The organism is Clostridium tanneri (assembly GCF_033659955.1).
Taxonomy (GTDB): domain Bacteria; phylum Bacillota; class Clostridia; order Clostridiales; family Clostridiaceae; genus Clostridium_AM; species Clostridium_AM tanneri.
In genome coordinates this window covers 53,943-66,178 of the sequence record NZ_JARUJP010000014.1, presented here as the reverse complement: position 1 = coordinate 66,178, position 12,236 = coordinate 53,943, and the positions used below count along the sequence as shown (strand labels likewise).

Here is a 12,236-nt window from a genome sequence, read left to right as displayed (position 1 = left end):
TAATTTATAATAAAGTATACTTAGGTGTTTATACAAAATAATAGTGTACATGAAAGGGAAGGGGTACTGTGATAAACTTTTTTAAAACTAAAAGCAATAGTACAGCAGTTGAAACCTCAATTGTTGATGAAATAAAAGAAAAGGAGACTGTAAGTAATAACTTACATAATGAAACCATTGATTTTTTAAGAACTATGCACCAAAAAATTGAAAAAATTATAAATCAACATAGTATGGTAAATAGTGAACACGATCTCCTAGCAGACTTAGCAGGAGATATAAGAAATCAAATGGAAATTATATCAGATTTAACAACAAGTACCGATGAATCTACTAATACTTTATGTAACGAAGGTAATAAGCTTCTAAATATTACTGAAAACACAGTGGAAAAGTCGGTAGAAGGAAAAGCTTCAGTTGAATCCATGATGAATATCATTACATCGCTAGAAAAGGAAATAAAGGGAACCTATAGTAGTATAGGGAAACTAGCAGATAAATTTAATGAAATTAATGAAATCGTTCAATTAATAAGCGGCATTGCTAATCAGACAAATTTATTAGCATTAAATGCAGCTATCGAGGCAGCTAGAGCAGGGGAAAGTGGAAAAGGTTTTGCAGTAGTAGCAGATGAAGTAAGAAAATTAGCAGAGGTTACAGGAAATAGTACCAAGAATATTACAGAATTAATTCAAAGTATTAATTCCGAGACAAAGAATGTGCTAAGCAACGCTGAGAGAAGCACTATAGTAATTTCGGAAGGAATAGGTGCTTCAAGGGGAGCAATAGAAAAAATTGATGAAACCCTTACTTCCTTTGCTGAAGTAGAAGGCGGGGTAAAGAAAGTTATTGAAATACTTTCAACGCAAAAAGGAAATGTAGGACAGGTACTAGAAAAGATAAATAAAATAGATGAAATTCTGCAGAATACAAATAACCAGATACTTCACCACATAGATGAGGCTGCTGTAGTAGATAATGAATTAGAAGAAAGTGTAAAAGAGTTATCTAATTATACAAAAAAGATTAATTGTATTTAAACAATGTAAAGTAGGCAGGTATGGGATAGGTTACAATACTATCTTATAGCTGCCTTTAAGATTGGCAATTAGGAAGAAGGCTAAATTTAAAATTGAATTTCAGTAGATGGTTTATAGGGAGTGAATTTATGAGTAAAACTATACTGATTGTAGATGATGAAGAGAGAATTAGACTTTTGGTGGAGGCGTATTTAAATAAAGATGGCTTTGATGTACTTCATGCTGAGAATGGAAGAGAGGCACTAATTGTTATTGGAAGGAATACTGTAGACTTAGTAATATTAGATATAATGATGCCTATAATGGACGGGTGGACTACTTGTAGAGAAATAAGAAGGTTCTCTGATGTTCCTATAATAATGTTAACAGCTAAAGGCGAAGATGAAGATCAGCTTTTAGGTTTTCAATTAGGAACGGATAGCTATGTAACTAAACCCTTCAGTCCTAAAATTTTGGTTGCAAAGGTAAAAGCTCTCCTAAAAAGAGTATCTAACGGAGAAGCAGAGAATTTAAACTCTTTTGACGGGTTATATATAAGCGAAGAAAGTCATGAAGTAGCAGTTGAGGGAAAAAATATTTACTTATCTCCAAAGGAATTTGAGTTATTATGTTACTTTACTAAAAATAAAGGTATTGTACTTAACAGAGAGAAAATATTAGATACAGTTTGGGGCATGGATTACGAGGGAGATTTAAGAACCGTTGATACCCATATAAAGAGACTTAGAGAAAAGCTTGGAGCTAAGTCATATTTAATAGCTACAATAAGAGGCGCAGGATATAAGTTTGAGGTAAAAAGATGAATATTAGGAAGCTAAGGACTAGTATAACTTGGAAATTATTTGGTATAACTGCCTTAGTGTTTATTATTTTTATAACCAGTACCCTTATTTTTCAATCTCTATTTTTTAGTGAGTTTTATATTAGTAAAAAGAAAAATGATATTCAAAGCGGAATAGAGAAATTTAGAACAGGATACAATAAAACAGATAATGTTGAGAGAGTAACTGAATTAATACTTGATTTTGAAGAAAAACATAATGCTAAAATAGTTGTATTAGATAATAAAGGTAATTTGAAATTCATAACTAGACAAAGTAATGGTAGAACAGACTCATTAAGAATAAAACTCCTAAATGAAATAATAAAGGAATGGACAGTGGACACAGATATTCTTTTAAAGATGAAAAATAGCAATAAGCCGATAACTATTATAACAGAAAGAAAGATTAATGAAACTAGAAATATAGTCAGTGCTATTCCTAACAATGAAAGAAAAGAGATTATTTTTGCCGTTTCTTCATTGCAACCTGTAAACGAGGCGTCATTTGTTATTAAAGAATTTTATTTCTACTTCTATATTGCGGCAGTTGTTTTTATTTTAGTTTTATCTCTAATATATTCAAATATGATTTCAAAACCTTTGCTTCAACTGAATGCAGCTGCATCTAAAATAGCTGATCTTGATTTTTCAAGTAAATGCAATATTGAAAGAGAAGATGAAATAGGAAATTTGGCACATACCTTAGACTTTTTATCAGATAACTTAAATACTGCTCTTACATCCTTGAAAGAAGCCAATAATAAATTAGAAAAAGATATACAAAAGGAAAGAAGAATAGAAAAAATGCGAAAGGAATTTGTAGCAGCAGTTTCTCATGAACTTAAAACCCCAATAAGCCTTATAGGAGGCTATGCTGAAGGATTAAAGGATGGTGTTTTTCAAGAAGATAAGGATTACTATATAGATGTTATAATAGATGAAAGTAAGAAGATGGCAGATTTAGTTTCTGATATGTTGGATCTATCTCAAATAGAATCAGGAAATTTTAAGTTAATTAGAGAAGAGTTTTATGTAGAAGAGTTGATTAAAGCAACCTTAAGAAAGTTTACAACACTAATAAAGGAAAAAAATTTGAAAGTAAGTCTTAAAGTAAGTGGTAATACAAGTATATATGCAGATTGGTCAAGAATGGAACAGGTTATTAAAAATTTAATTACCAATGCTATAAGGCATACTGAAGTAAATGGTAATATTATAGTTGCTGTAGAAAACACTAAAGATACCGGAATTTATATTTATGTTGAAAACACAGGTAGCCATATTCCTGAGGATGAGAAGGATAAGATTTGGGATTACTTTTATAAAGTTGATAAGTCGAGAAACAGAAAGCTAGGAGGCACTGGAATTGGCCTTGCTATAGTTAAAAAAATTTTAGATTTGCATGGATACAGTTATGCTGTAGAAAACACAGAGATAGGTGTAAAATTTTATATCAGAATTACAAAGCCTCTAACTGATTAGCTAGAGGACCTTCCTATTAATAAGTTTCTTAACTAGATAGGGCTTGTATACTTTGTTTACAATTTATTAATAAATTTGTCATCTAGATGTCATCAATTGATTATAAGATATATTTGAGATATTTTTAGGAAGGAAGAAGGAAATGAATTTTATAAATGTTAACGACAACAAAGTGACGGAATTCTTACGTAATAATTTAGATTTAATATTATTTCAGTTTATAATGTTTACAAAATTAATGCTATATGCAAAACAAATATCCCCAGATTATTTATATACTAAGGTTTCTCAACCGGTGATAGCATCTATTCTAATATTAACTAGCTTTGCAGTACTGCTTAAAAAGGATAATAGAATAAATTTCTTATATATAATTGATATTATTATAAGTTTTGTGCTAATAGCAGATATATTATATTACAAATATTTTAAGGACATAACCACTTTAGCAGCACTCAGAAATATAAAGCTTCTTGGAGGAGTATCCTCTAGTGTAAGTAGTTTATTGAATCTGAAAGACTTACTTTATTTGATAGATGTCATAATATTAATACCATATGTAAAAGTTTATAAGAAAAATAATATCAGCATTAAGGTTTCTTTAGTTAAAAAACTTTCTGCTTTTATTATAATGTTTTTAATTGGTATATCAATAAATGTAAAATCTGTTTATGCTCTATCAAAGGAACAACCAACTCTTTTAACTTCTATGAGTAACAGAATATATTTAACTAAGATGATAGGAAATATAAACTTTCATGCAGTAGATACCTTTAATTATATAAACACTAATATTAAAAATTCTAAGAAACTTCCTGCAGAGAGAGAAAATGAAATTAAGAATTTTTTATCGGAAAATAACAAGAATACTGGGACAGTTTTAAGAGGAGCAGCGGAAGGAAAAAATTTGATCGTTATACAGGTGGAAGCCCTTCAACAGTTTGTAATAAATAAAAAAGTAAATGGTGAGGAAATAACACCTAATTTAAATAAGTGGATAAATAGAAGCTTGTATTTTGATAATTATTTTTATCAGGTTGCTGGAGGTAATACCTCAGATGCAGAATTCATGACGAATAACTCGTTATATCCTGCGGAATCTGGTGCTGCTTACAGTAGCTATAGTAATAATTACTACAACTCTCTACCAAAGGTGCTAAAGGATAACGGTTATTATACAGCTGCTCTTCATGGTAATAATGAAGGCTTTTGGAATAGAAATGTTATGTATCAAGCTCAAGGCTTTGATAATTTTTATGGACAACATAGTTTTAATATTGATGAGGAAATAGGATTAGGTCTTAGTGATAAATCATTTTTAAATCAGTCTTTAGAAAAACTAAAATCCTTTAAGGAACCATATTATGCTTTTTTAGTTACCTTAACAAGTCATCATCCTTATAATGATGTAGAAAAGTATGGGGACTTTAACGCAGCTGAATATGAAAACTCTCTTTTAGGAAATTATTTAAAGTCAATTCATTATACTGATGAACAATTGGGAATGTTTCTAGATAATTTGGAAAAGGAAGGAATATTGCAAAACTCAATTGTAGTTATTTATGGTGATCATTTTGCTATTCCAAGAGAACAAATAAATGAGCTATACAATTTCGAAAAGATAGATAACGCCAGTGATTTAACTTGGTTCCAGTATCAAAAGGTTCCTATGATTATACATTTTCCGGAAGATGAAAACAAAGGAATAAATCACACTTATTCAGGACAGATGGATTTATACCCGACTTTAGCAAATCTATATAATCTACCTAAGAGCTATATGTTTGGTAAAGATATTCTAAACTGTAATGGGGATAAAGTCCTTTTTAGAAACGGTTCCTTTACTGATGGCAATGTATTCTATATATCATGGACAAATACCTACTATGACATAAAGACTGGAAAGGTAATTGAGGAAACTGAAGAACTAAAGAAGAAAAAGGAAGACTTTTCAAAAGAACTCCAATACTCTGATGAGACATTAAATCAAAATTTGATAAAAAGTTTTAAAGAGGATAGGAAGCTTACGTTAAAGTAGGCTTCCTATCTTCTTTGTTAGCTTGTTGTTTATTATAAGTTATGGTATTATATACTAAAAGTTAGTTCAAATATGCACATATGTAACTAAAGGCTTTATTAAAGTAATTAATAGCCTATAAATATTTAAGAGTAAATGCAGGAGGCAATAAATGATCAAAGCAATATTGTTCGATTTAGACGGAACACTTATAAATACTAATGAATTAATTATTGAAAGTTTTCAGTATACTTTCAAAAAGCATCTAAATAGAGAGGTATCTAGAGAGGAAATAGTAAGAACCTTTGGCGAGCCTTTAAGGGGTACAATGGCTAATTATGATGAAAAAAGTGCAGATTTGTTAGTTGCTATTTATAGAGAATATAACGAAAAGAAACATGATGAACTTGCCTACATATTTGAGGGAGTAAAAGAAGGATTATTAAACTTAAGAGAAATGGGAGTTAAGCTTGCTATAGTAACCTCAAAGAGGAGAGCTTTAGCAGAGAGGGGGCTCAAATTAATAAATGTGTTTGACTATATGGATGTTATAGTTACACCAGAAGATACACTTAAGCATAAGCCACTAGGTGACCCTGCTGAGAAGGCCTGTGAAATATTAAAGATTAGACCTGATGAGGCAATAATGGTTGGAGATAGCCATAATGATATTCTTTGTGGAAGAAATGCTGGATGCAGTACAGCAATTGTAAAATACACAGCTCTTTCAATGAAGGAGCTAATGGAGCATAAGCCTGACTATGTAATAGACAGTATAGAAGACCTAGTAGGTATATGTAACTCAATAAACAAAAAGGCTATTTAGTTACTCAAATATAGTAAAATAACTTTCTGTTTTAAGAAGCTATAATTTAGACTTAAATTATAGCTTCTTTTATCAAGAATTTTATTTATAAATCTAAATCTATATCATCGATATGAGTTAGATCCTTTAGTCTGTGTGGCAAATCCAAATTTGGATCCTTAAAATCTCCTCCCATTTCTTTAATTATTCCCTTTGCCTTTTCTAATTCAGTTTCTTCAAGGTTTACAATTACCTTGTAGTTAACGTCTATAATTTCTTCAAAACCACCCATACCACTTACCATAGGACTAGCAGCATCTAGAGGTCTTTTAGAAGGATCCTCTATATGTTCTCCTGAGCTTAGTACCATCGCTGATAGATTAGGGGCATTTTCTGTGCCAGGAAATCTAGGTTGTACTCCATTATTAAACTCCACGTAATGATCGTTTATATCTGCTACAGTATTTTTAAAACCTGCACTTTTTAATTGTTCTACAGCTTTGTTTGCATTCTTTATACCGCTGAAAAAAGCTTCTATTTTCATTAATAGTCCTCCTTTGAAGGTAAAATATCCTTAAGGTTATTTTATCACTGGAAAAAGAATATTATTCTAAGGATGAAGTCATTACGAAATTATAAATGATTTATAGATATTGAAAAAATCAGTATTTTTTAATGCTATTGATTAAGGAAAATGATAATGTATTATAGGTAGTAAGAACTGAGATTTTATAAACAATGAAATTTTAGAGTTAAGAAACAAGTAATTTAAATTGAGAAGGGAGATTTTTAAGATGAATTTGTATTATATTTCTGTATTGCTAGTAATAGCTTCTAATGTTTTTTATCATATTTTTCAAAAATCTGTTCCAGAAGCTGCAAATCCGTTAATATCACTTATAGCAACCTATGGTATTGCTTTAATCTTAACGCTGATTTCTTTTTGTATATACCCTTCAGATGTGGGATTTATACAATCCTTTAAAAGATTAAATTGGGCAAGTTATGCTCTAGGCATTACTATTGTAGGATTAGAATTAGGGTTTTTATTAGCTTATAGAGCAGGATGGAACATAAGTTTAGTTGCTCTTTTTACTAATATTTGCGTTACAGTACTATTGATTCCTATTGGGCTGCTATTATATAAGGAGCATATCTCCTTAATAAATTTTGTTGGTATACTTTTAAGTATAGCAGGAGTTATTTGTATATATCAAAAATAGTCTTTTGGTTTTAAATTTTTTCCATTAATCATATAAAGTAATATGTGATAAATTACATATTACTTTATAAGGTGGAGAGAAGATGAAGGTTGATACTGTCTTTGAAGGAGGAGGAGTAAAAGGTATAGGGCTTATAGGAGCAGTATGCTGTTTAGAAGAAAAGGGATATGAATGGAACAGATTTGCAGGAACCTCTGCAGGGGCAATAATTGCTTCTCTGCTAGCGGCAGGTTATTCTGGAAGAGAGCTAAAGGACATCATGATGAATTTAGACTACAAAATATTTTTAGGAAAAAATAAACTTAAGTTAGTTTCTATCGTGTCAAAATCGAGTTCACTTTTAAAGAACAAGGGCATATACTCTGGAGAGCCAATTAGGGATTTTGTAAGGGACTTGCTAATAAAAAAGAATAAAATAAAATTTAGAGATGTAAGTATTAATGGAAAATCAAAACTTAAAATTATTGCTTCAGATATAACACAGAAGAATATGTTAATACTACCGGAGGACATAGCTAGATATGGAATAGATCCGATGGAATTTGAAATTGCTGAGGCTGTTAGAATGAGTTTAAGCATTCCCTTTTATTTTAAACCTATTAAATTTAGTTATAAAGATGGATACAGCTATATAGTAGATGGAGGACTTTTAAGCAATTTTCCTATTTGGATATTTGATGTTCAGGAAATGCCAAGATGGCCTACTTTTGGATTTAAGTTAGTAGAAGAGAGAGTTAGTTATACTTCCACAGGAAAAACAGATTTTATATCCTTTTTGCTAGATGTGGTTAATACAATGATTGATAAAAATGAAGAAATATATATAAAGGATAAGGATGCTGTTAGAACAATTTTTATACCTACTTTAGGAGTTTCCACTACAGATTTTAATATTACAAAAGAAATGAGATTGAAGATTTTTCAATCTGGTTACAAAAGTGCTGAAAAGTTTTTGAATAATTGGAGTTTTTCTGGTTATGTAAAGGAATATAGATCTAAGTAATTAAGAGATGTAGGGTTGTAAATTCTAATAGTAGATAAGGATGAATCTAAAAGCATATAAAAAATAAAGGTTGGTTTAAGTATAAACCAACCTTTATCATTTAGAGTTATTCTCCGCAGCCAGAGCAACCGCCGCCGCAGCCGCTTTCTGATTGAACTTCTGTTTCAATACTTAAACCGCCTCTTCCATTTTCGCTGCCACCTTTTAAAGTAAAGCTTCCGAATTGGTTTATTAGATCTTTTTCAACTAAGAATTGCATATCCTTAATTTGTACAACTACATCATCATCTTTTTGTTCATCCAGAACAAGATTAAAAGCTGGGCCGCTTCATCCCATACCTGCTAAATAAATTCTAATTATGTTAGAATTTATATCATTTTCTTTTAGAAGCTCTTTAAATTCTGCGTATGCTATATCGCTCATATTAACAGCTGCCATAAACATTACCTCACTTTTCTTTATATTTTTGGATTTTAGTTAATAATAAATCATATCTAATATTAATTAATAATAATTTTATAACTAAATCATCTATATATTATAATAATATATAATATTAAAGTTTTCAAGTATTATAAAGTAAAATGCAAGCTGCGGAAGATGCCTAATAAAATTAATTTAGTTTATAAAATTACACTATTATTATCTGATTGATGACAACATAGATACCTGTTTAAAGTTGATAAAAAACAATTATTATGGGTTATGAAGGTAAATATTCGGAAAAAGACAGTAAATGGAACTTTAAAGTTCAAATACTGCAAAAAAAGAAACATTAATAATATTTTCTTTTGTAATGTTTGTTATTTTACAATCAAACAAAATAGATTATTTTGGAGGAAAGTACAATAAAAAGTAGAAAAATTACCATATATTTTCAAAATATATTTAAATATGGTTTAAGAATATATAAAATATATAAAAAATTATAAAATATTTTAAAAAATCGGACTGGTTGCATATAGTTATATTAAATAAAACGATAAAATATTGGATTATAATTACATGGGTATAAATATAATTTAAAACAAAAAATTCAATTTAAAATTACAATCAAGCAATATCAACTGATCAAGAGGTGTAAAAAATTTAGAAAAAAATATTTTCATTCGACAAATTTTTATTTACAAATTTATTTTTTATTATCTAAATAGAATAAACTCGCAAAATAGCGTAAAATGTAAGAAAATTGTTGTAATTTTCATATAGAAAAATTTTCTTTTTGATGATAAAATATTCACGAAGGCAAGAAAAGAATATATATCCTTCATTCCACAAAACACAAATAAAATATATATACAAATTGAAAGGGGAATAATACACAAATGGAAAAAGAAAAATACTTAGCGGAAACAAAGAAAGCGTTAACACCTCTTTTAGCAATTGAAGAGGCGGCAAGATGTCTTTTATGTCACGATGCACCATGTAGTAAAGCATGTCCAGCAGGAACTGATCCAGCAAAATTCATACGTTCATTACGTTTCAGAAACTTAAAGGGTGCAGTTGAGACTATAAGAACAAACAATCCACTTGGAGCTATATGTTCAAGAGTCTGTCCTTACGACAAATACTGTGAGGGAGCTTGTAGCAGATGTGGAATAGACAACCCAATTAAAATAGGCGAGTTACAAAGATACTTAACAGATCACGAGCAAGCTATAGGAATGAAAGTAAACGATAAAGTAGAATTAAACAAGGAAAAGGTAGCTGTTATAGGTTCAGGTCCAAGCGGTCTAACAGCAGCAGCAGGCCTTGCATTAAAAGGATATAAAGTAACTGTATTTGAAGAAAAAGACGTTTTAGGTGGATGGTTAAGCTATGGAATTCCTCCTCAAAGATTACCACAAAACGTTGTTGAGAATGAAATAGATTATATAAAAGAGTTAGGCGTAGAATTCAAAACAAACTGCAAAGTTGGAAAAGAAATCAGCGTAGATGCTCTTAGAGCAGATGGATACAAAGCATTCTTAGTATCTTGCGGAATTCAAAAAGGTAAGAATGTAGATGTTAAAGGCGCAGATTTAGAAGGCGTTGTAAATGGAGTAGACTTCTTAGCTGAGGCTAAAACTAAAAAAGGTGAAGTTAAAGTTGGAAGCCATGTAATCGTTATAGGTGGCGGAGACGTTGCTATGGACTGTGCTTCAACAGCAAAACTTCTTGGTGCTGAAGATGTTAAGATTGTTTACAGAAGAACGATTGAAAAAATGCCAGCAAGCACTGAAGAAAGAGAGTATATCCAACAACACTTAAACATTCCAGTATTCACAGGATTTAAGCCAGCTGAAATAGTTGGACAAGGTGGAAAAGTTACAGCATTAAAAGCTGAGGGAATGTTCGATGCTTCAACTATGGAATTAGCAGCAGATATGGTTATATTTGCAGTAGGACAAGAAGCTGAAGATGTAAAAGCTATAGCAGATTTAAACGCTGCAGATGTATTCGCAGCAGGAGATATCGTAGAAGATGACAAGACTGTTGTACAAGCAGTAGCATCAGGAAAATTAGCTGTAGAAAAAATCGAAGCTTATTTAACAGGAAAATCAGGATTAGACGAAGTAGCATCAGTTAAGGAGGTTGTAAAATAATGAAAAAGAAAGATCTTTCAATAGAATTTTGTGGAGTTAAATTTGAAAATCCATTCCTTTTAGCATCATCACCAGTTGGAAACAACTATGAAATGTGTGCTAAAGCTTTAGAAACTGGCTGGGGCGGAATTGTATTCAAGACTGTAAACTCAGAAAAAATGATAGAGGTTTCACCACGTTTTGATGCAACTAGAAAAGAAGGAACTCCTTTCGTAGGATTCAAAAACATGGAGCAAGTTGCAGAGCATTCATTAGAAGAAAACTTAAGAGACATGAAAAAACTTAAAGAAAACTATCCAAATAAAGTTCTTATAGCTTCAATAATGGGAGCTAGTGAAGAAGAGTGGACAAGACTTGCTCAACAAGTTACTGAAATAGGAGCAGATATAATAGAGTGTAACTTCTCATGTCCTCAAATGACAACTCACGCTATGGGTTCAGACGTTGGACAAAACCCAGAATTAGTTAAAAAATATTCTGCAGCAGTAAGAAAAGGAACTCATCTTCCAGTACTTGCTAAAATGACTCCAAACATAGGAAACATGGAAGTACCAGCAAGAGCTGCTATTGAAGGTGGAGCTACAGGTATAGCTGCAATCAATACAATAAAATGTATAACTGGAGTTGACTTTGATAAGAGAGTTGGTCTTCCAATAGTAAACGGAAAATCATCAATATCAGGATACTCAGGTAAAGCTGTAAAACCAATCGCATTAAGATTCATAACTCAATTAAAACAAGATCCAGCTCTTAAAGATGTTCCAGTAAGTGGTATCGGTGGAGTTGAAACTTGGGAAGATGCTCTTGAATTCATAATGCTTGGATCAGGAACAGTTCAAGTTACTACATCTATCATGCAATATGGATACAGAGTTGTAGAAGACATGATCAGCGGATTACAATACTTCATGGAAGAAAAAGGTGTTGATAGCCTACAAGAATTAGTTGGTTGTGCATTAGGCAATATGGTACCAGCTGAAAACTTAGATAGAGATTATATAGTATATCCAGACTTCAACCATGACAAGTGTATCGGTTGTGGAAGATGTTATATTTCATGTTTCGATGGAGGACACCAAGCTGTAGTTTGGGATTCAGAAACAAGAAAACCTTCAGTTAACAAAGATAACTGTGTAGGATGTCACTTATGTGCATTAGTATGCCCTATCGAAAAATGCATAACTAAAGGTGAAGTTGTATTTAAAGACTTTGGAGTAGAAAGAGAAATAGCTCTTTAATAAAGAGTTATAATAAAGG

At 30.9% G+C, this 12,236-nt stretch carries 12 protein-coding genes; 9 read left to right on the top strand and 3 right to left on the bottom strand.

The annotated features are described in order from the left end of the window. The first annotated feature begins 68 nt into the window (after positions 1 to 68). The 5 genes from P8V03_RS12540 (at position 69) to ppaX (ending at position 6,188) form a co-directional block, all read left to right on the top strand. On the top strand, positions 69 to 1,040 hold the full coding sequence (locus P8V03_RS12540; RefSeq protein ID WP_315903155.1) for a methyl-accepting chemotaxis protein: 972 nt from the start codon (positions 69 to 71) through the stop codon (positions 1,038 to 1,040). Between the two features lie 128 nt (positions 1,041 to 1,168). After that, positions 1,169 to 1,843, top strand: a complete 675-nt coding sequence (locus P8V03_RS12535; protein ID WP_318798357.1) for a response regulator transcription factor — start codon at positions 1,169 to 1,171, stop codon at positions 1,841 to 1,843. Continuing rightward, positions 1,840 to 3,345, top strand: a complete 1,506-nt coding sequence (locus P8V03_RS12530; protein ID WP_318798356.1) for a sensor histidine kinase — start codon at positions 1,840 to 1,842, stop codon at positions 3,343 to 3,345. The genes P8V03_RS12535 and P8V03_RS12530 overlap by 4 nt, the downstream gene beginning before the upstream one ends. A 142-nt stretch (positions 3,346 to 3,487) precedes the next feature. Continuing rightward, positions 3,488 to 5,383, top strand: a complete 1,896-nt coding sequence (locus tag P8V03_RS12525; RefSeq protein WP_318798355.1) for an LTA synthase family protein — start codon at positions 3,488 to 3,490, stop codon at positions 5,381 to 5,383. 151 nt (positions 5,384 to 5,534) lie between these two features. Beyond that, on the top strand, positions 5,535 to 6,188 hold the full coding sequence (gene ppaX, locus P8V03_RS12520) for a pyrophosphatase PpaX (protein WP_318798354.1): 654 nt from the start codon (positions 5,535 to 5,537) through the stop codon (positions 6,186 to 6,188). An 85-nt stretch (positions 6,189 to 6,273) separates the two neighbouring features. Here ppaX and P8V03_RS12515 read toward each other — a convergent pair whose 3' ends face one another. Next, complete coding sequence (locus P8V03_RS12515) at positions 6,274 to 6,711, bottom strand: hypothetical protein (protein WP_318798353.1); 438 nt, start codon at positions 6,709 to 6,711, stop codon at positions 6,274 to 6,276. A gap of 250 nt (positions 6,712 to 6,961) precedes the next feature. On the opposite strand from P8V03_RS12515, the gene P8V03_RS12510 reads away from it, so the two are divergent. Together P8V03_RS12510 and P8V03_RS12505 are read left to right on the top strand one after the other, a co-directional pair. Beyond that, positions 6,962 to 7,390 (top strand): hypothetical protein, encoded by a 429-nt coding sequence (locus P8V03_RS12510; protein WP_261670265.1) that lies wholly within the window; start codon positions 6,962 to 6,964, stop codon positions 7,388 to 7,390. An 82-nt stretch (positions 7,391 to 7,472) separates the two neighbouring features. Then, the gene (locus P8V03_RS12505) at positions 7,473 to 8,393 is read left to right on the top strand and encodes a patatin-like phospholipase family protein (protein WP_261670264.1); all 921 of its coding nucleotides are present in this window, start codon (positions 7,473 to 7,475) and stop codon (positions 8,391 to 8,393) included. 106 nt (positions 8,394 to 8,499) lie between these two features. On the opposite strand, the gene P8V03_RS19200 is transcribed toward P8V03_RS12505, so the two are convergent. Continuing rightward, on the bottom strand, positions 8,500 to 8,652 hold the full coding sequence (locus P8V03_RS19200) for a hypothetical protein (RefSeq protein ID WP_428978975.1): 153 nt from the start codon (positions 8,650 to 8,652) through the stop codon (positions 8,500 to 8,502). A gap of 69 nt (positions 8,653 to 8,721) precedes the next feature. After that, positions 8,722 to 8,832 (bottom strand): iron-sulfur cluster assembly accessory protein, encoded by a 111-nt coding sequence (locus P8V03_RS19270; RefSeq protein WP_487286219.1) that lies wholly within the window; start codon positions 8,830 to 8,832, stop codon positions 8,722 to 8,724. A gap of 887 nt (positions 8,833 to 9,719) precedes the next feature. Here P8V03_RS19270 and P8V03_RS12495 point away from each other — a divergent pair. Both P8V03_RS12495 and preA read left to right on the top strand, forming a co-directional pair. After that, entirely contained in the window at positions 9,720 to 10,979 is a 1,260-nt protein-coding gene (locus P8V03_RS12495) for an FAD-dependent oxidoreductase (protein WP_318798352.1), read from the top strand. Further along, positions 10,979 to 12,217: an NAD-dependent dihydropyrimidine dehydrogenase subunit PreA gene (gene preA, locus P8V03_RS12490; protein ID WP_261670261.1), complete on the top strand. Its 1,239-nt coding sequence runs from the start codon at positions 10,979 to 10,981 to the stop codon at positions 12,215 to 12,217. The genes P8V03_RS12495 and preA overlap by 1 nt, the downstream gene beginning before the upstream one ends. Positions 12,218 to 12,236: the final 19 nt, after the last annotated feature.